At 45.5% G+C, this 19,362-nt stretch carries 19 protein-coding genes; 12 read left to right on the top strand and 7 right to left on the bottom strand.

Annotated features, from left to right (window positions below; all coding sequences use genetic code 11):
- Nucleotides 1–8: 8 nt before the first annotated feature.
- Nucleotides 9–773 (bottom strand): hypothetical protein, encoded by a 765-nt coding sequence (locus tag QGG23_04630; GenBank protein MDP6048712.1) that lies wholly within the window; start codon nt 771–773, stop codon nt 9–11.
- A gap of 342 nt (nt 774–1,115) precedes the next feature.
- Here QGG23_04630 and QGG23_04625 point away from each other — a divergent pair, with 342 nt between their 5' ends.
- From QGG23_04625 to QGG23_04610, 4 genes are all read left to right on the top strand, one after another.
- Nucleotides 1,116–2,072 carry a threonine/serine dehydratase gene (locus tag QGG23_04625; GenBank protein ID MDP6048711.1) on the top strand — a complete coding sequence of 319 codons (957 nt, stop codon included), beginning with the start codon at nt 1,116–1,118 and terminating at the stop codon, nt 2,070–2,072.
- A 12-nt stretch (nt 2,073–2,084) separates the two neighbouring features.
- Entirely contained in the window at nt 2,085–2,711 is a 627-nt protein-coding gene (locus QGG23_04620; protein ID MDP6048710.1) for a translin, read from the top strand.
- 144 nt (nt 2,712–2,855) lie between these two features.
- Nucleotides 2,856–4,310 (top strand): cysteine--tRNA ligase, encoded by a 1,455-nt coding sequence (cysS, locus tag QGG23_04615; protein MDP6048709.1) that lies wholly within the window; start codon nt 2,856–2,858, stop codon nt 4,308–4,310.
- A 101-nt stretch (nt 4,311–4,411) separates the two neighbouring features.
- Nucleotides 4,412–5,386 (top strand): MBL fold metallo-hydrolase, encoded by a 975-nt coding sequence (locus QGG23_04610; protein MDP6048708.1) that lies wholly within the window; start codon nt 4,412–4,414, stop codon nt 5,384–5,386.
- Between the two features lie 3 nt (nt 5,387–5,389).
- On the opposite strand, the gene QGG23_04605 is transcribed toward QGG23_04610, so the two are convergent.
- Nucleotides 5,390–6,088 carry a hypothetical protein gene (locus QGG23_04605; GenBank protein ID MDP6048707.1) on the bottom strand — a complete coding sequence of 233 codons (699 nt, stop codon included), beginning with the start codon at nt 6,086–6,088 and terminating at the stop codon, nt 5,390–5,392.
- 81 nt (nt 6,089–6,169) lie between these two features.
- On the opposite strand from QGG23_04605, the gene QGG23_04600 reads away from it, so the two are divergent.
- On the top strand, nt 6,170–6,598 hold the full coding sequence (locus QGG23_04600) for a hypothetical protein (protein ID MDP6048706.1): 429 nt from the start codon (nt 6,170–6,172) through the stop codon (nt 6,596–6,598).
- Nucleotides 6,599–7,143: 545 nt separating this feature from the next.
- On the opposite strand, the gene QGG23_04595 is transcribed toward QGG23_04600, so the two are convergent.
- From QGG23_04595 to QGG23_04580, 4 genes are all read right to left on the bottom strand, one after another.
- Nucleotides 7,144–8,643, bottom strand: coding sequence for a metallophosphoesterase (locus tag QGG23_04595; GenBank protein MDP6048705.1), 1,500 nt, complete (start codon nt 8,641–8,643; stop codon nt 7,144–7,146).
- 37 nt (nt 8,644–8,680) lie between these two features.
- The gene (locus QGG23_04590; GenBank protein ID MDP6048704.1) at nt 8,681–8,971 is read right to left on the bottom strand and encodes a cupin domain-containing protein; all 291 of its coding nucleotides are present in this window, start codon (nt 8,969–8,971) and stop codon (nt 8,681–8,683) included.
- A 106-nt stretch (nt 8,972–9,077) separates the two neighbouring features.
- On the bottom strand, nt 9,078–9,743 hold the full coding sequence (locus tag QGG23_04585; GenBank protein MDP6048703.1) for a MarR family transcriptional regulator: 666 nt from the start codon (nt 9,741–9,743) through the stop codon (nt 9,078–9,080).
- Nucleotides 9,744–10,316: 573 nt separating this feature from the next.
- A complete protein-coding gene (locus QGG23_04580; protein MDP6048702.1) occupies nt 10,317–10,751 on the bottom strand; it encodes a hypothetical protein in 435 nt (144 codons plus the stop codon).
- 246 nt (nt 10,752–10,997) lie between these two features.
- Between QGG23_04580 and QGG23_04575 the strand changes: the two genes are divergently transcribed.
- From QGG23_04575 to albA, 7 genes are all read left to right on the top strand, one after another.
- On the top strand, nt 10,998–11,801 hold the full coding sequence (locus tag QGG23_04575) for an NAD+ synthase (protein MDP6048701.1): 804 nt from the start codon (nt 10,998–11,000) through the stop codon (nt 11,799–11,801).
- 29 nt (nt 11,802–11,830) lie between these two features.
- A complete protein-coding gene (locus tag QGG23_04570; GenBank protein ID MDP6048700.1) occupies nt 11,831–12,088 on the top strand; it encodes a hypothetical protein in 258 nt (85 codons plus the stop codon).
- Nucleotides 12,057–12,830, top strand: a complete 774-nt coding sequence (locus QGG23_04565) for a geranylgeranylglyceryl/heptaprenylglyceryl phosphate synthase (protein MDP6048699.1) — start codon at nt 12,057–12,059, stop codon at nt 12,828–12,830. The genes QGG23_04570 and QGG23_04565 overlap by 32 nt, the downstream gene beginning before the upstream one ends.
- Before the next feature lie 151 nt (nt 12,831–12,981).
- Complete coding sequence (locus QGG23_04560) at nt 12,982–13,149, top strand: hypothetical protein (GenBank protein MDP6048698.1); 168 nt, start codon at nt 12,982–12,984, stop codon at nt 13,147–13,149.
- A gap of 13 nt (nt 13,150–13,162) precedes the next feature.
- A complete protein-coding gene (locus QGG23_04555; GenBank protein MDP6048697.1) occupies nt 13,163–16,579 on the top strand; it encodes a DNA polymerase II large subunit in 3,417 nt (1,138 codons plus the stop codon).
- A 61-nt stretch (nt 16,580–16,640) separates the two neighbouring features.
- Nucleotides 16,641–16,808, top strand: a complete 168-nt coding sequence (locus tag QGG23_04550; protein ID MDP6048696.1) for a preprotein translocase subunit Sec61beta — start codon at nt 16,641–16,643, stop codon at nt 16,806–16,808.
- Nucleotides 16,809–17,235: 427 nt separating this feature from the next.
- Complete coding sequence (gene albA, locus QGG23_04545; GenBank protein MDP6048695.1) at nt 17,236–17,601, top strand: DNA-binding protein Alba; 366 nt, start codon at nt 17,236–17,238, stop codon at nt 17,599–17,601.
- A gap of 58 nt (nt 17,602–17,659) precedes the next feature.
- Here the strand turns inward: albA and QGG23_04540 are convergent, their stop codons facing one another.
- On the bottom strand, nt 17,660–19,171 hold the full coding sequence (locus tag QGG23_04540) for an OB-fold nucleic acid binding domain-containing protein (protein ID MDP6048694.1): 1,512 nt from the start codon (nt 19,169–19,171) through the stop codon (nt 17,660–17,662).
- Nucleotides 19,172–19,362: the final 191 nt, after the last annotated feature.

Below are 19,362 nucleotides of genomic sequence, written 5' to 3'. Positions count from 1 at the left end.
CAACCCCCCTAGGAGCGTGAAAAATCACTTGTACCATCAACTCGGCTTCCCTCCGCATCCCCTCTTCTATACCTATCCAGCTCTGGGTAGAGCTGCCTGACCACCACGAGGAGGGGCACCGCTATTGCGGTCCCGATAGCCGTCAAGACAAGCCTCTCTATAATTGCTATCGGGAGCACAGAGGCGAAGAAGAGGGGATCGGGGCCGAACATCTGGATGTAGATCAGGTTCCCTAGCATATGGCCCGCCATCGTCGAGGGATAGCAGGAGAGAGCCACCCCCAGGGTGAGAAGCCTCCGGTCACCTCCCCCGAGGTACTCCGAGAACTCCTCCGCTAGCATCCCCCGGAAAGCCAGTATGATGACGAGGCCGGCGACGTGTATCATGGGGACGTAGGGGACTGCCCGCCCTGTGGGTGTCGCGTACCAGCCTAAGATCAGGAGGGCCAGTATCGCTGCGGCTATTTTCCATCCATCCACTCCCCTGACCTGCCTCCGGCTGAGGCATGCAGCCACCAGAGAGGAGACCAACGCCAGCGGGGTGAAGAATAGGCCGACGCCACCTCCGCCTAGGGTCTTCCCAACGAGGGCTCCAAGGAACGCTGTCGGTGGGCCGAGGTAGGGCCCCAGGGCGAAGCCAAAGCCCATCTCCAGGGCTCTGGCCAGGTCGATCTTGGAGCTGGGGACCCCGATCATAGGGAACCCGGGCAGTAGGCTGGCCACGGCGTACACAGCGGCTAAGACCGCTAAAAGAGTTAGAGAACGAGTTTTCATTGTTATTACCTAAGGAATACCAAGCTTCAGGCGTACGGTTATATAATAAAGTTAGTTAATAAGCGGTTTTATTCGAAAATAAAATTTTTCTTAAGGAGATATATCTCAAAAAGGATGAACGTTAGGAGGTATCCATCAAAGCTCCGATAGGGGCCCTTATCGTAAATATATGGGGAAATATAATGAAATTATGGTATTACCGGTTCAGCCCACAACGAAATTCAGAGGATACCGCGCACGTAAGGCGTCTAATTTAGTATCTCTGGGGTGAAGCTCATCGGATGGCAAAGACTCTAAGCTTAGAGATATAAACCCTGTTGGTTAACATAGTTCTTGATAAGATTGTATGTAAAGCCCACATTTATTGATATTTTAAAGGCGAAAAATAGAATCTCCCCTTACCTCTCAAAAACTCCCCTGCAAGAGTATCCTCTTTTATCCAAGGCGCTCGGCTTCAAAGCCTATGTGAAGCACGAAAACTACCAGCCTACGGGGGCCTTTAAGATTCGGGGAGGCATCAATCTCATAAGCCAACTGAGCCCCGAAGAACAAAAACAAGGGGTGATCACGGCCTCCACGGGGAACCATGGCCAGTCAATAGCCCTCGCGAGTAAGATGTTCGGTGTAAAAGCAGTTGTCTGTGTCCAAAAGGGAGCAAACCACGTCAAGATCGAGGGGATAAAGAGCTATGGGGCAGAAATAGTTGAGGAGGGACGGGACTTTGACCAGGCAAGAGAGAACGCAGAGCGCCTTTCCATAGAAAAAGGGTACAGGTATATACACAGCGCTAACGAGCCCCTTCTCATCTCTGGGGTGGGCACAATTGGCCTAGAGATCCTAGAAGACCTTCCTGACTTGGATGTTGTGATCGCCCCGGTGGGAGCAGGCTCCCAAATATCAGGCATTTGCACGTGTTTCAAGACTGCAACCCCGAACGTCGAGATCATCGCTGTTCAGTCAGCTAACGCACCTAGCGTTTATAACAGTTGGAGGAGCGGGAAACTCGAGGTAACGGATTCTGCGAAAACGATGGCTGATGGACTTGCCACCCGGGTCGCTTTTGAGCTACCTGTTAGTATTATGAAGGATCTCCTCGATAAGTTCCTCCTTGTTACAGATGAGGAGCTCGAGGCCGCGATCAGGCTTTACGTAGAAAAAGCTCACACCATCGCAGAAGGAGCAGGCGCGGCTTCACTCGCCGCGGGAATTAAGATCCGAGACAAACTCCAAGGGAAGAAGGTTGCCCTCATCCTAAGTGGTGGGAATTTGCCTGCGGAGGTGCTCAAGGATATTCTGTAAGAGGGGAGGCAAGTGCTCAAGAAGTGGGTAAGAAAGGGTGCCGAAGAGCTCCGGATTAGAGATAAAGCCTTGGATAAAGTTATGAAGCGAGCTCGCAAAGCTAGGATACTATCCAAACAAGCCATCATTAAGGTGCATTCGGGAGAGGGGGTTGAGGCCGAGCGTAGACTTGAAGAGGCATCTGATCTAATTTCCAAGATGGATACTATCATTGCCAAGTATCCCGAACTGGTTCGCTTCGATCAGGTCTCCGCTGCAAAAGAGGAGTTCTCTGAGGCTTCCATAATCGCGGTGCTTACAAAGTCAGGGGAGTTTCCTGATCCAGCAAAACTGGGAGTACCCATGAGATCCTATCTCCTGGGATTGGGAGATGTGCCAGGTGAGCTAAGAAGGCAGGCCCTCGATGCCTTAAGAAGAGGGGACATCGAAACTGCTGAGGCCCGGCTCTCAACTATGCAGGAAATCTATTTGACCCTGGTGATCATGGAGGAGGTACCACTGCTGAAGGGACTTAGACGAAAGTTGGATATCACTCGGGGTGTTATTGAGAGGACCCGGAGCGAGGTAACCGCTGAGGCGGGGAGGCGGAGACTTGAGGAGTGCATGCAAAGATTTACGGACAGGCTTGGACAACTTTAAACAGGAATCCTTATGTTTTTATTTCGGCAAATCCGCTCTTCTCCCAGCTAGAAAGGGAGACTAATATTTTTGCATATATCAACCCAAATGGGTCCAGTATTTCGCCTTGTCTGGCTAATTCTAGCAGACAAGGAGTGAAAAATTTTGTCCAAGGAAAACCAAAAAGATCTTCAATTTTATAATACCTTCACGCGGTCAAAAAAACCATTCAAGTCTTTAGAACCTGGGAAGGTAAGAATGTACGTCTGTGGCCCTACGGTCTATAGCGATCCACACATCGGAAATTTCCGTACCTTTACTGTTGGAGATATTATACGTAGATGGCTAGAGTACAGGGGCTACAATGTATTCCACGTGATGAATATAACTGATATTGATGATAAGACCATCAGAGACTCCGGGGAAGAAGGAGTGAGTCTCGAAAAGTTCACAGAGAGGTACACGGAGTCATTCCTCAGGGGATTAGACCTAATGAATATCAAAAGGGCCCATGTCTACCCGAAAGCCACGGAATACACACCCCTAATGGTTGATTTCGTGACGGAACTCGTGAAAAAGAGAGTTGCATATGTCGCGAAGGATGGGGTCTATTTTGATATCAATAAGTTCCCGCATTATGGGAAGCTCAGCGGGATAAATATCTCCGAAGTTGAAAAGACAGAGAGGATGTCTGTGGACGAGTACGGAAAAGAGAATGTTAACGACTTTGCCCTCTGGAAAAACTCGACCCCCGAAGAGTATGAGAGGGGAATCTATTACGATTCTCCTTGGGGTCCGGGGAGACCAGGGTGGCACATAGAGTGCAGTGTTATGAGCAGAAGTCTATGCGGTGATAGCATTGACATCCACGCTGGAGGGGAGGACCTTGTGTTTCCCCACCACGAAAACGAAATCGCGCAGAGCGAAAGCCTCACCGGAAAAGAGTTTGTGAGGAACTGGATCCATGCCCGCTTCCTAATGATCAATGGACACAAGATGTCTAAGAGCCTTGGAAACTACGTAAGCTTCGACGAGGTCCTTTCAAAGTATACTGTAAACGCCTTCCGCTACTTTTACCTTAGCGTTCATTACAGGAGACCCCTCGATTATACCGAGAAGGCCATGGAGGTGGCCCAGAACTCCGTGAATCGGCTAGAGAATACGCTGGACCTCATCGAGGACGCCTTGCGGAAGAAGGATAAAGACCTCTCCTATGGGGAAAGAGAAAAAGGGTTCCTCAAAGCAATTGAAACCCAACGATTAAGCTTTGAGGCCGCTATGGATGATGACCTAGATACCCACAGGGCCATCGATACCATCCACGCCCTCTCAGGATCAATCAATGAATACATTTCGGGCCCCACAAACAAAGGTATTCTCCTCAAAGGTGAAGCGGTGTTTAAGGAGCTTCTAGATGCGCTGGGCCTCTTCATAAAGAGGGGGAGAGGCGGCGACGACCTCTCAGAAAAACTGATAGGAATAATTACGGAGGTTAGAGAGAAACTTCGAGCGGAGAAAAACTATACGATGGCAGATGTTGTTAGGGACCTTATGGACAAGGCGGGGGTGTTTCTAGCAGACACCAACGAGGGAACAAGCTGGAAGATTAAGAGAGGTTGATTTTCAGTTATTTATTCACTATATCAGTTTATCCCCTAAAGTACGAGGATAGCTCCCCTACCAGAACACCTAATACAAATGGTATCTCCATAACCAAGGCAATGCTAGAGATAGCAGAGGGAGTTTTTCAACTAGAGATACCAATTCGGCGTAACACCCAGAGGAAAACGTATTCTTATCTATTCAAGGACGCAGGAACCCTCATTGACACGGGCATCCAAAATGAGGCTGCATTTGATGCCCTTGTAGCACAACTCTCGAACCTATCCCTTGAAATCTCGGATATTCATAAAATATTTGTTACCCATATGCACATGGATCATGTTGGCCTTATCAGCAGGATCCAGGAAAAGACCTCTGTCACTGTTGTCGCTCTCAAAGAGGCGGATGATGTTCTACGCCAGTGGAAGAATACCCTAGAAACGGCTTTTGAAGATACCCAGATAGAGATCTCTACATGGGGGGGCAACAAGTTCCTCGAAGACTACCACAAGTACGAGCATGTTTTCAGGCGTCCCCGCTGGAAACTTAAGATTGATGAGAAACTGGCTGATAGAGAATGCTTCTATATTGACACCCATTATTTACAGGCATTCTGGACGCCAGGGCATGCCAGGGAGCACCTATGCCTTTATGACGCGGAGAAAGAGATCTTTTTCTCTGGGGATCACGTTCTTCCAAACATCACCTCTCATATAAGCCATCATATCAAATTTGAAGGAGACCCCCTCAAAGACTATTTAAAATCACTCTATAAGATTAGAGACCTTCCGACAAAAACGGTGCTCCCGGGACATGAGAGGATTTTCCATGATCTCGCGGGGCGGGTCTCCTCCCTAATGACTCATCATGAGGGACGTTGCGAGGATATCATTGCCGCGCTAAAGGGGGGTGCTGAGACGGTCTTCGGGGTATCATCTGTTATCTCATGGAATAGCAGGCCCTGGAACGAGATGCAATTCTGGACCAAGAGGATGGCAGCTGCGGAGACATATGCCCATCTTATCTATCTTAGGAATCAGGAGAGGGCGGAAGAAAGAATCCGGGACGGCGTTCTAGTTTACGCGGCTAGCTAAGCTCTAACGCCAGACCTTAATACCCCGCTCGTTGAGATATGTTGCAGCAAGGTTGGCAATGTCCGGGGTCCTAAAGGGAATATGTAGCGCCTTGACTTGGACCATAATCTCCTGGTAACTGATCTCGTTCACCTTCCTTTTGATGATGTATTCTTCAAGGATGGTCTGGGCCACTGTTTCCGCCACTTGGAATTTTGGGCTTAGTAACTTAAAGTGTAGCCTAAGAGATTTGGCCACCTCCTCATTGGATGACCCTTCAAGCGCCCAGACAGTGGGACGAGGACCTCCCTTTGAACTTGGAACCTTGGATACCTTGAGTGCGGGGACCACGATGCCCATTGACCTGAGCCTCTTCAAGGCCCTGTAAGCAGTGGCCTCAGGGAGGCTTAGCTCATTCTGAAGAATCCAAGCGGTGGAGGCCCCATGTAGACAGAAGTATAGGAACACCTCGGCCACTGCTGAGGAGGAAAACACTTGTTCGGTAAAGGTAAGGAGTTCTTGAATGTTCTTGAGTGTTGTCGCGAGGTTGTTCTTCTTATTCAGAAGCAAAAGCTGGCGATAGATAGCGATAAACCTACCGAAGTTGTGCCCTCTCCCGTCATGGGTTTCCGAGCGCTTTTTAAAGCTCATGGTACCGTCTAGATCTAACATACAATTACAGCCTAGACCCCAACCAAGAAATCGGCCGTGGTCTTTCATCATACAACCGTTTAGACAACCTTATAAGATAACTTGTTAACATGTAAACAAGTAAACATTCTAGCGTGTGGTTGTGTTATTAAGGTGCCTCGTAAAACTGTAGCCATCCGTGGGCTCGATACAGAGCTATACCATGAGGTGTTCACTATGGCAAAAAAGGATGGCAAACGGGTCAGTGAGGTGATGAACCAAGCACTCACGGACTTCCTCAAGGGAGGCCACCAGAATGGCAAGGCTAACTTAAACGAGGAAAAAAACTCAGGCACATTTACTCTCAAAAATGAGGGGGAGATCACTCTCTCCAAGAAGGATATACTAGGCCTCAAGAAGGAAGTGGGTCCATTCAGAATAGAAACTTCGGGACGCCTTACCTTCGAAAAGGACCTTAACAAGAAAACTATGGAAAATATAAAGAGGATAGTCGTCCACGACGGGGTCGTCGAGGTGCCCTCTGCCCTCTACCCCCAACTTCTTATTATATCCGATATCTTCGGTAAGATCGAGAAGTATTAACACCAGATGACCCCTCTCCGTCTTTTATGAGGTGCGAGGGGGATGTTTTGATGCCTTAAAATGAGACCTCCTAGGCCAGGCGCTTTTCTGTGAAGGCATCATAGACTAAGGGAGGTTCTTTGAACTTAGTCACATTGAGCTCCAAGTCAATGTCCTTAACACCACCGATAAACCCCTCTTTATGGTGAGAGAGTAAGAGACCTCTGGTATTAATCCCCGGGAGATTAACCTTCGATTATTTCACATAATTGTATATATGAATCACAAAAAACGTGAAACCTTATCGTCATCAATTTTGCAAAAAAGCCATACATAGTGCAGGGTATACGATAATAAAGACACACTTTCCTATCTGGGAGTGAAGATGGGTAATATCGAAAAGGTGGGATGAAATTCATAGCACTCGAGTAATTCAGGGAAAAGTGGAGATCTATTTTTGGTCATAAAATTCAGTTCAGAAGGCTACATGGCAGACCTCAAGACTTTTGTGTTGATAAGCTGACCCCATCAGCTTGCTAGAGTAGTGGAGTTGGCGGCCTGTGAGTCTACCCAAATTTCTTGAAGTCAATGGGTATAACTTTATGGGTCTGGAGGTCTACAATTGGAGCGACTCCGATCGTTGGTGTAAGGTTGACCCGTACCTGGAAGGGTGTTTGATTCTGCCAAGATGCAGAGGCAATTAAGGTTGATCCTTTATATTTCTTGGTTCCAAAAATGTGGATATGCCCCATATGGAAGATATCGGGGGTAGTTGATATCACTAATCGGTCCTCCCTCTCCGGGGCGATAGGTGTCGAACTACCGTAGGTGGGGGCTACGTGTCTGCAACGAAGGAGAAGTTCCATGCCTTCTACCGGTTTTTGAAATTCGAGACCGGGGGCATGTGCCAAGATCTCGTCAAGGGCCTTTCCGTGACTTATGAACGTCTCAACGTTATGAAGTTGGAGACGACTTGGATTCCCGTAGAGGTGAATCCTTGCGTTCTCGTCTAAGACCTCAGCGTATTCCCGGGAGAGTGGATCCTGGGGTAAACTCTTCCTGACTGCGTCGTGGTTGCCTGGAATAATGATGATCTCAACATATTCAGGGAGTTCCTGAAGAAGCATCCCTGCGATCTTGTATTGCTCCCGTATATCTGTGATCTCGAGTTCCCTTATTTGGTTTGGATAAACCCCGATGCCATCTACGAGGTCCCCGGCGATAATTACGTATTTTACCCGGCCTGCGAGCTTCTTGGACTGCAGAGAACCTAATTCGAGATTCATCCAACGGGTGAAACGATCAAAGAGCTCTTTATTGAAGTGGATGCTACCAATATGGATGTCCGATAGAAACGCGGCACATAAAGGCTCTTTTGATCTGTTTGGGGGTTTACTTGGAATATCCGGCCAGATAAAGTCTTTAGCGACGAGGAGGTCCTGACGGTACTTAATAGCATCTATACAAAGAACCTGATCCTGGAGGATAGAAAGCCCTTTTCGAACCACTTCGCTGTCTGTCGCCATCACGGTGATTGAATCCTCCCGATCCTCGATGTCTAAAAATAAACGATGACCTCTAGACCTCCTTGTTGTTACAATGCCGATAACCTTCAACTTTGACTTGAGGGGCATTTTTAACGCGCTTTTAATGGAGACTGCGTCTCTGACATCAATCCGGTGACGGAGGATACGCTCCAACTTACTGAAACGATTCCGGAAAAGCTCTAAGTATCCGTTAATGTTACCTTCGGGTTCCCCCGGAATATTCTCGGGTAAACGTATCAGTTCGTCGTATTCAGCAGCTAGGGGTTTGGTCCGGGGGGTGCGGGAAGCAAATGTGAAGGCTTTGGGGATCCTCTCATCTTTCTTGTAGACATCCTGAAGAAAGGCCTTGTCTAGAATCGTTATTTCTGGTGAAGTATTAGAAGCGTGGGTAAGTGCGCCTTGAACACTTTCCCCGAGGCTCTCGCCTTCTAAGGTCTTGAGATACTCAAACCCGTCTGCTGTAAGCTGGTAACCAGCCTTTATGATATCTTCAAGGACTTTCCTCAAATTTTCAGACACAAAAATAATCTCCGGAAGATGATAAAGATAAAACTGATTAAATCATTTTCGCGAGCTCGCGGTAATCCTCCCGTGGTGGGCTCCATGACTCGTAAATGATTGTTAGTTCATCTCCGGTTACAAATTTGTGTATTTCGTTTGGCGATACAACCCATGAATGCCCTGGCTTGACTTCTAACTCTATCTCGCCACATGAAAGAATCCCTTTTCCTTCTATACAGGTTCCTATCTGTTCGTGATGATGGGAATGATTTGGAAAGGTTACGCCTGGTTGGGATGTGATCCGGATAAAGGTCATTCGCTCACCATCACCTATTAGTTCCATCATAGCACCTTTCACAGGACTAAATTTAGGTGCGTCACCTATTCGAGTTGACTTCATGAATTATCAGGATGGTTTCAACTAATATAGCAATTAAGAATTGCGGAGATGATTAAAGGTTCATCTCGTTTCGAGAATTATAATTTTTTACAAGCTCCATTATTTCTTTCCTAAGGTAATATCTGTAGGGCATGCTATTGCTATTCCTGTCAATGAAACCTTTATCAAATAATTTCTTTAAAACTCTTGCAGTATGTTCTCGGGTCTTTTTGATTCTTTTGCGGATCTCCGGAACAGACCCCTCCGCCAATTCATCAATTAAAATAAGCACTTCAAATTCCGTTGGGGTAAGTTGATCTAGGACATCCTTCTGTTGAAGGGGTATGGGCGCATCTATTGAAGCCGGCAACATAGATACTGGTCTTTTCGAAATCACCTGAACCTCTTTTCTAAGGTCATTTATTGTATTTTTCGTATCTTCGAACATATTAGTTAAGATTTTTCTTTCAGCTTCGCCTGATATAGAAGCCGCTATGGCCTTCCTGCTCATGTTTAAGGCTTGAAGAGCTACATCATAAGTTTCTGATGCTTCGCCCTTCATACCAGAAATAGCTTTACTTAACCTAGAGACCTGCTTATTGTAGCCGTTAGTTATTCCTTTTACTATTAATTTAGATTTAGTATATTCCTCATGAGCTAGACGGATCTTTTGATAATAAATAAAAGATGCAAAAAAAGTTACTGTAAAAAGCATTAAGGTTGCAAAAAATAATTCCATTTTTTATTCCCAAATAATAAGGTTGACAATAACAGAAATTGATGATGATGTATATGATTGTTTTTATTCTTATGATATAAAAATAACATAATATAAGAATATTAATAAAAAAAAGTTATTATTATCATATAAGAATATCAACTATTTGTTAGGATTCAAGTTCTTAACGGTTATTCTTAATAGGAGAGAGAATTTTGTTAAAATATTTTAGTTATAATTGAGGTACTTTGATTGTTAATAAAAATGAATTATTGAAAAATCACATGTAACTTCTATGTGATTTGGTGTGATATCCAGGAAATCATATGATATCACACTAATATAAAAAAAATTTTGAAAAGTAAATGTTTTTTTTGCCGATAAATATAAAATCCCCTAAAATTTATACATCAAATTAATATTTATCTTCTCTTTTCCAAATTATTGAATAAAAAGGCCTTTTTTATCAATTATAGACAATTATGACTATATAACTAAGAATTATTCAGAAAACAGCTTTATTTTAACCCGATCTATTTATTCATCAATAAATTTGTTAGAGTAGATTTTTAACTTGTGTGATTTATTGTGATATCACAAACTTTTGAGGTTTTTAGGGTTAGCCAAAGACTCTAAACCCTTCATTAATTCAAGTTCTAATTTTTTTAATCTTAAATTTAAATTTGAATTATTAGATTTTTCAATAAATGAAGTATATTCACTTAATTTATCTGCGATATTTTTGTAATCTTCAAAAGGGTATGTATCATATATTCCAATATAACTTAACAAGATTATTGTATAAATAGACGAAATTATATTTTTTCGTCCCTGATTCAAAGTACGGCCAAATGATCCCCTACTTACCTTTTTTGACCTTAAAAGTGCCTTATTATCATAATTAATATGATTAGAGCTCATATTTTCCGAATAATGGTCAATTAGAATGCTTTCGAATTGTATATTAGTTAAATTACTGTTTTTTAATAAAATAGAAATAATAGGATTTCTATTTATATTATTAATCATTTTTTGAACCTGGTTAAAAATATTTTACACCTCTATACCTCATAACTTTACATCCTAAATTATAGATACCTGGTATACAAAAGTGTATACAATTTCAAAAGTCATATTAGTCTTTTTGTCCTTAAGGTTTTTTTATATTTAATCTCCAAAATGATAAATACTACAAATAAAATAACGATACTTTACATTTTAATGTAATTTAGACCTAATCAGAATCTTTTTACATAATAAACATTAATACAAAACATGTTTGGTACTGAATCCCTAAATATAGACCCTATAGAAATTTCGTCTAAAATTACCAAGTTTATTTCATATCAAGTACATAAATCCGGATTAAATGGAGCTATAATCGCAGTAAGTGGCGGAATTGATTCAGCACTTACACTTTCCTATTTAGCAAAAGCCTTAGGACCTAAACGTGTACATGCAATTACTATGCCTGAACGTGACATCACATCTGAACGTGATATCACGGATGTGATTCATCTTACGCAACTTTATGATGTAACATGTGACATCGTAGATATCACGCCTATCCTAGACTCCATAAGTAAAACCCTTCCTTATCACAATAAATGTGATAAATTATCTACAGGCAATATTAGACCACGGATTCGGATGTTAATTTCCTACCATTACGCAAATACCCTAAGAATGATGGTTGTTGGAAGTTCTAATAAAACAGAGCTTTTGACCGGTTATTTTACAAAATATGGGGATGGGGGGGTTGATTTGATGCCTTTTGGAGACCTTTTTAAGGGTCAGATAAAGCAACTAGCGAAATACATGGGAATACCCCCCAAGATCATAAATAAAACCCCAAGTGCTGGACTTTGGCCTGGGCAGTCTGATGAAAAAGAAATGGGAGCAACCTATGATACCATCGATATGATCTTGTTAGACTATAAGAACGGCTATACCTCGCAAGATATTTCCTTACGAACTGGTGCGGATTTAGAAGTAGTTAAGAGTATTCTTAACCGGGTAAAAACAAATGAGCATAAGCGTCATCTCCCGTTAATCTTAAGACTATCTTCCCTCACCTGATGATCTAAAATCTCAATGGTGAAACTGTAATGGGACGCAGAAAAAAACAGGTAACAAAATACATTCGGAGGGCCTTACCAGAGCTCTTTCTATGTCCTCGATGTGGCAAAAATACTGTGAAGGCAAGCATCAATAAGGCCGAGAGCAAAGCTACAGTGATCTGCAGTAATTGCTCCCTCAGGACAAGCTTCGCCGCCACTAGAAACTTAATGTCCGTAGATGCCTACTGTACTTTCATAGACCAATATTATACTCATGGGAGCCAGGAGGAAGAGGAGATTGCTTGATTCTGTTGAAAATCAAATTAAAGAAGCAATAATTGATAAGGGGGCTATCCACATGACACTGTTGGACCCCCAAAAAATAGGCTCTAAGAAAAGCGTAGAGATTGCCTCTGAGGCGAAAAAAGGTGGAACATTTGCGCTAATGGTGGGTGGATCGACTCTAATCTCTAAGTATGATCTCGATGTTGGAATCAAGAAAATCAAAGCTAAAGTAGATATTCCTATAATCCTATTCCCTAACGACATCACGGGAATAAGCAAGTATGCAGATGCTATTTGGTTTATGTCCCTTCTTAATTCAAGGCTCACATATTATGTTATAGATGCCCAAGCGATGGCGGCATATACCGTGAAAAGTTATGGATTGGAGGCGATACCATTGGGTTACATTATCATTGGGCCAGGAGGCACCGTTGGTTACATTGGCCAAGCAAGAGGCATTCCATATGACCGCCCAGAATTGGCAACTGCATACGCCCTTGCATCCCAGATGCTTGGTACCCGTTTCATATACCTTGAGGCAGGGTCGGGGGCTAAGGCTCCTGTCCCTTCCACTATGATAAAAGTTGTGAAGAACCAACTAGACGTGCCTCTTATTGTTGGGGGGGGAATTAGAAACGCATCTATGGCTAAAAAGGCCGTTGATGCGGGTGCTGACATTATTGTTACAGGAAATCTAGTTGAAGAGAATAGGCTAGTCAGGGAAAGCATAAACGAGATAGTGTCTAGTATAGAGTTTAGGTGATACTCTGACCTCATTCGAGAGCTTCTTTAATGCACTTAAAAAGGTCCTTCTGAAGCCCCGGTTATATGACGTTTGGCCCGATTTTGAACCAGTTTACGAAGAAAATGAGTACTCTTGGACCCCCCTCAGGGGGCTTGGGAACACGCTCTTATTGAACTGCGGGAGTTGCGATGGTCCATCAGACGTGCGCCATGTTCGCTGCAAGGAGTGCGTCGGGAAGAGAAGCGGGATCGCGTCTGAGGCTTATATTTCATCGACAGGCCGGGAGCTTGAAAAGTGGCCCACTATCATGCTCTGCAGAATCCATAGCCCCGAATAGCGGAGAGTCTACATTGACAAAAATCTCAATGTCCTCCGAAGCCGCGGAATATTTTGACTCCTTAGTAGACGGGCTTAACGATCTATACGATGTAGCTCGTAATGCAAAAAGGAATGGTCTAGACCCTAGCCTTGAGCCCGAACCTCAGATCACTCATGATATCGCTGAGCGCATTGAAAAGCTCATTGGTCCTTCAGGCATCAGGGACAGAATGCGCGAGCTCGAGGGTATGGACCGTCGTGCCATGGCCTTTAAAATCGCAGGTGAAATCGTGGAAGGACGATTTGGGAGGCTCGAAGCAATAGACGCGGCTGACCAGGCGGTTCGAACGGCCCTCGCCATTGTGACCGAGGGGGTCACTGTAGCCCCTATTCAAGGCATCCCAGAAATAAAAATAAAACAGAACTCTGACAAGACGAGCTATCTCGCAGTATATTTTGCGGGGCCCATTCGACCAGCAGGAGGTACCGCCCAAGCCCTAACCCTTGTAGTTGCCGATTATGTTAGACGGATGCTGGGCCTTGACAGGTTTAAACCATCAGATGACACTATAGGCAGGTTCATTGAAGAGGTGACACTCTACAGGCAGAGGGTGAGGCGGTTTCAGTTTCATGTTACCGAAGCCGACCTGGACTACGCGCTCAGGTGCCTCACAGTGGAGGCAACTGGGGTCTCCACTGATCATTTCGAGGTCTCCAACTATAGGGATATTCCTGGGATTGAAACAAATCGTCTCAGAGGCGGGGCCCTTATAGTTGTCATTGATGGCATCGTGGGGCGGGCAAAGAAGCTACATGGGATTTGCGAGTCTCTCAGGTTGGAGGGTTGGGATTGGCTGGTCAATATCGGAAACAAACCGGCAGAAATTAACTCTAAGAAGAAGCCTGAGGCAAGCTTTATGGCGGAAATCATCGTCGGCCGGCCCGTCTTTTCTTTTCCAAACAGAATTGGCGGCTTCAGGCTAAGGTACGGCCGCGCTAGGACTACAGGGCTTGCCGCTGTGGGAGTTCACCCAGCAACTATGATCATCCTTAACCGATTCCTCTGCACCGGGGTCCAGCTTCGTATAGAGCTCCCTGGGAAATCTGCAGCTATTACACCAGTAGACTCCATTGAAGCTCCCGTTGTCAAGCTCAAGGATGGCTCAGTCGTACGCATAGAGACCGAGAATGAAGCCAACAGGCTTTTTGAGAGAATTGAGGAGATTCTTTTCCTCGGGGATGTTCTAGTTAACGTTGGAGATTTCCTCCAGAACAATAAGACACTGTTAAAGTCGGGTTACGACGAGAACCAATGGGTACAAGACCTGAGGCACACCATAAACAAAAGCAGTCTTGGAACCCCGATTAGCACCACGAGACTTGAAGCGTTTATAGCGAAAAAAGACACAATACCCAGTCCCATTGAAGCTATTACCTTGACAGAGTTTGGAGTACCCCTCCACCCGAGGTATACCTATACATGGAATGCTGTAACTCGAGAAGAATTATTAAGGCTCCGAAATGCCCTTGCGGAATCATGGCCATCCCAAGCCCCTTATGAACTTAGGTTAGAACCCGAAACTAAGAGAATCCTAGAAATGCTCCTGATACCTCATGACTATTTTGGAAGTATGGTGGGCCTTGACATGGTCGCCCCAATTTTAGAAAAACTTCTCAGATTATATGAATCAAAAATAGACGTAGTGGAAGGGACGCCCTTGGAGATTGTTAGGGCCCTTTCAGACATCGACATCAGGGATAAGGCGCCTGTTCATGTGGGTGCCAGGATGGGGCGCCCTGAGAAGGCAAAAGAAAGGAAAATGTCCCCCTATGTTCATGGCCTCTTTCCCATCGGTAGTGCCGGGGGTGCACAAAGGAATATTTTAAAGACTAAAAAGGGACAGACTACCGCTATTCAAATCTCTGCCAATTACTGCTCCCAGTGCGGGACACTTTGCTACGGGGTCTGTTGCCACGTCTGCGGGGAGACAGCTATTGCGCGAAAAAGATGTCCTAGATGCGGGAGGGCAGTTGATACCATGGTCTGCCCAGTCTGCAAAGTGGAAACTAATTGCAGTCACTCAACGGACCTAGACCTGAGGAGCCTTTTAGATCAAGCCTGGAAAAAGATTGGAGCCAAGTTAGGAGAACAGCTCCCGGCACGATTCAAATGTGTAAAGGCACTCATGAATAAGAATAAGACTGCGGAGCCCCTTGAGAAAGGTTTTCTCAGGGCTCGTTATGATCTCTCAGTCTTCAAGGATGGCACATTAAGATACGATCTCACTGATGTTCCTCTCACCCACTTTACCCCCTCAGAGGTTGGAGGTAACATAGAGCAGCTCCGGAATCTCGGGTATATCTATGACATGCATGGGAATCCCTTGAAGAATGCCGATCAGATGTTAGAGCTCAAGGTCCAAGACATCGTTTTACCAGAGGATTGCGGCGACTATCTTGTCAAGGCCTCGAAGTTCATAGATGACCTCCTTACATTATTTTACGGCGTAGATCCCTACTACCAGATCAATGAAAGGGGCCAAATGGTGGGGCAACTCATCCATGGACTTGCTCCCCACACCAGCGCTACCATCATAGGACGTGTTATCGGTTATACCAGAACCCGAGTTTGCTATGCACATCCCCTATGGCATGCAGCAAAGCGCCGTAACTGTGACGGAGACGAGGACGGTATTATGCTGGCGTTGGATCCCCTTCTCAACTTTAGCCGGGACTTCCTCCCAGAGCAGAGCGGAGGTCTCATGGATGCGCCTCTCTATGTTATCCCCGTGCTGAACCCCAGTGAGGTAGATAAGGAAGCCCTCAATGTCGATGTAATGTCTGCATATCCCCCTGAATTCTATTCGCTTTGCGAGCAGGGTGCAAACCCTAGAGAGTATGCCGCCGTTATCGAGACTATCGGAGACAGGATTGGGTCGATCGGCCAATTCCAAGACATGAAGTACACCGAGGTTTGCAGTGATATCAACCTAGGGGCTCATTTCGGGGCATATACTACCCTTAAGTCTATGCTAGAAAAACTAGAGAGTCAGCTGGATCTAAGCGAAAAGATCTGGGCTGTAGACGCTGAGGTCGTCGCGCTCAAGGTGATAACAAGTCATTTCATGAAGGATATCTTCGGAAACCTCAGGGCTTTCACCAGTCAGAAGTTCCGTTGCATGGGCTGCAACCGGAAGTACCGGCGGGTCCCACTTAAAGGGGTATGCCTTCGCTGCGGTGGCAAGCTAAGCCTCACCGTGTACAAAGGAGGCATTAAGAAATACGTTTCTCCCGCTCTGAACCTCGTACAACAGTTTGACTTAGATAGCTATTATAGCGATAGGCTGTTCCTCGTAAACGAAGAGCTCCAATCACTTTTCCGTGAAGAAGAGGATGTAAAGGAACAGCTTGATAAACAGATCAGTCTTACAGATTTCATGAGAGGTTAATAACAGTAGACTAAACCAAACCTTTTTCTCCTAGTCTCCATTCAAGAAAAGAGATGCTTAAATGAGCAAGAAGAAAAAAGAGAGCACTCCATCTATGCCTGCTTCTAGTGCGGGACTGATGCGCTTCTTTCAGGACGAGGCATATGGCATAAAGATAAGGCCAGAGTTCGTTCTAGGGGGAGCTATTTTACTCGTCCTTAGTGTAATCGTAGCCCATGTAGTTTTCTAACCCCTGTAATAGTATTTCTACTTCTTTTGTCCTGATGAACCCTTGAAAGACTAACGCCTATAATTTGATTTGCTGGGAAGAGGGTTTCATAGATAGACCTCTTTGAACGCAGCGCGTATCTTGGAGTCTACTGCTCCCTTTTTTGTACCTTTCTTTCCCATAATATTCTTTTCTTAGGGATTTTATTATTTTCAGGCCTAGGACCCTCATGATATTTACACTTGATATTAGGTTGAATCCACACTCTGGTCTCCATTTTGGCTTGCTGAGCGTAGCATTACCCTTAGTAGATAGAGAACTTGTGGCGATTTTCTTTATTCATCGGGGAAAGCAGCCCTTCATAAATCTTCGACTGTTTTTGATAGGCACTTTCGTGGTGCACTGGATGTAGAATTTTAATAAGGGAGAGCTTTATAGAAAATAAGAAATGAACAACTCACCTCTCAAATCTTCTAGGGATTTCGTTGTCGTTGGGCTTAAGCCCATCATGAACTACGTGGTTGCTTGTATGACCTTATTCAACGCAGGCACAGAACATGTTATCTTGAGGGCGAGGGGGCGGCATATCACTAAAGCCGTGGACGCCATCAACATGCTTCAGAGTGTCTTTCTAAAGGATCTTGAGGTTGATAAGATTGAGATAGGAACGGATAAGCACATTGGAGAGGAAGGAAAAGAGCGGTTTGTTTCCACCATAGAGATCCGGATCGCCCAGCCCTCATATGCGAGCGTTTACTTGAGAGAACAACATACTCAAATAGAGGCGCTAGAGGGAGACCAAAGTGATGATTGAACATAGCTTTGAGGGTTCAGAGTCCCCGCATATATTGTGACTGGACTAAGTTTTTTTCTTACTTCTTTTCCACTACGATCCGGGTAAACATCCCGGAGCTAACCTGCAGAAGCCCGTCGAAGGGCTCTCGGATATTGCAGTTCTCTATCCGGACTTGGGTCCCCCCGGATAAACCCTCTACTTGGTCCACTAGGTCCCTCCAAAATGAGACTCGGACCTCTCCGGTGCCGTCATCAATGCGGAAAGATGCAACAGTGGCAGGGCCCCGAGATGTCTCAACCTCCCTAACCTCGGGGGGCTCCAAGACGGTGCCCCGGACATGAATATTAGTCTGGCCCTCCCTTAGTTCCCCGAGGGGGACAATCTTGGTATCTAGGTTTGACTCAGCGATCTTGATATCTTTAGGGTTGATCTGGAGTTTACCTCTCTGGCCTATATTTAGCCCTATATCCCCAAGGCTGAGCCGAGTGTAGCCGTTCTCTATAGAGATGATAGTGCTGGGCTTTATGTCGTCAACCATCTTAACGTCGTCATCCCAGAGACTGAGTCTCACGTTGCCGGTTTCATCCTCGAGGAGGACCGAAATGACCCTTCCAGAGCCCCCGTCTCGTCTGTTGAACTCTCGTATACTACCGATGTTGGTGATCCTGCCTACGGTGTTGACGTTGTTCATCCCCGTTCTAAGGTTCCCGATCTTGGTCCACTTGGGGACGGGATTCACAGGCATTGTACCTATCTCTAGGACCTCTAGGATGGTCCCATAATTACTGTGGACCTCAAGGCTTCTATCCTGGCGTTCTCTGGCGTTCCCTCCGGTAACCCTAATCCTAGTGCCGGGCTCCAGCCCTTTTATTTCATCTACTTTATTGTCCCAGAGGACTAGATTGATCCTCCCCTCTCCTTCTTCAAGGCTGACACGGGCAACCCGGCCCTCTGAGCCGTCCTGCCTGTTGAATTTGGATACTGGGGACTTGTCCATTATGACTCCTATGAGGTTCACCGTTCCCGGGTTGAATATCTCCCCTGGGGTCTTGTAGAAGCTCTCTAGGTCCGGGTAGTCGTTTTCTACGGCGTCCAAGGGCTCCATGTAGATCTGCCCCCGATTTCCTACGTTTATCTGGATTTCTCCTCTCCTTTCGCGGCTGTATCCATGGAGAACTCGGACAATCTTTCCTGGGGCCACTTTGCTCGCGGAGACCTGGTCCGCTTTGTTGTCCCAGAAAACAGCAGTTACTGAGCCCGTAGAGTCCCCTAGGAGCATATTAAGGACTTTTCCCTCTGTTCCATCCGTTCGGGTGAAAGTATGGGGTAGGGAGATGAAAATCACCCTTGCTGTGATAGAGACATCACTGAGCCCAGTAGTGAGATCACCTATCTTCACCTTAGCCTCGATGCGCTCCCCGGCACCATCAAGACCCAGGTTTGAGGCTACAAGGTGGGTAGCGGCCTCTTCGGTGAGGAGCCCTGCAGCCTTTGCTCGCTCCTCATCAATAAGTCTCTCTACAGCCTCCCTAGTTAGGTTGGGCCTCAAGGCCAGTATCCTTTTTATGATCTCTTCTACACTTGACAATACGACACCTATCTCATCCTTCTGCGATTTAGGAATAAAATTGCTACGCTAATCTTCATCTTTTTGGATAAAGAGATGGAGGAATCCCAGACCTAGGGTGATCACGCCCAGGAGTATGGACATTTGCTGTAGGAAGTTGAAGAAGGCAGGGGACGTCATGCTTCGAAGAGATCACAACATGACCCATATTT

Source organism: Candidatus Bathyarchaeota archaeon, from assembly GCA_030739585.1.
Lineage (GTDB): Archaea > Thermoproteota > Bathyarchaeia > TCS64 > TCS64.
The sequence above is the reverse complement of the archived record's forward strand: the minus strand, read 5'-3'. Positions and strand labels throughout refer to the sequence as shown.

Coding starts and splice junctions, on each gene's coding strand:
- QGG23_04630 (MDP6048712.1), bottom strand. CDS start 773: ATGAAAACTCGTTCTCTAACTCTTTTAGCGGTCTTAGCCGCTGTGTAC.
- QGG23_04610 (MDP6048708.1), top strand. CDS start 4,412: ATGCTAGAGATAGCAGAGGGAGTTTTTCAACTAGAGATACCAATTCGG.
- QGG23_04605 (MDP6048707.1), bottom strand. CDS start 6,088: ATGATGAAAGACCACGGCCGATTTCTTGGTTGGGGTCTAGGCTGTAAT.
- QGG23_04590 (MDP6048704.1), bottom strand. CDS start 8,971: ATGATGGAACTAATAGGTGATGGTGAGCGAATGACCTTTATCCGGATC.
- QGG23_04585 (MDP6048703.1), bottom strand. CDS start 9,743: ATGGAATTATTTTTTGCAACCTTAATGCTTTTTACAGTAACTTTTTTT.
- QGG23_04580 (MDP6048702.1), bottom strand. CDS start 10,751: ATGATTAATAATATAAATAGAAATCCTATTATTTCTATTTTATTAAAA.
- QGG23_04575 (MDP6048701.1), top strand. CDS start 10,998: ATGTTTGGTACTGAATCCCTAAATATAGACCCTATAGAAATTTCGTCT.
- QGG23_04570 (MDP6048700.1), top strand. CDS start 11,831: ATGGGACGCAGAAAAAAACAGGTAACAAAATACATTCGGAGGGCCTTA.
- QGG23_04565 (MDP6048699.1), top strand. CDS start 12,057: ATGGGAGCCAGGAGGAAGAGGAGATTGCTTGATTCTGTTGAAAATCAA.
- QGG23_04550 (MDP6048696.1), top strand. CDS start 16,641: ATGAGCAAGAAGAAAAAAGAGAGCACTCCATCTATGCCTGCTTCTAGT.
- albA (MDP6048695.1), top strand. CDS start 17,236: ATGAACAACTCACCTCTCAAATCTTCTAGGGATTTCGTTGTCGTTGGG.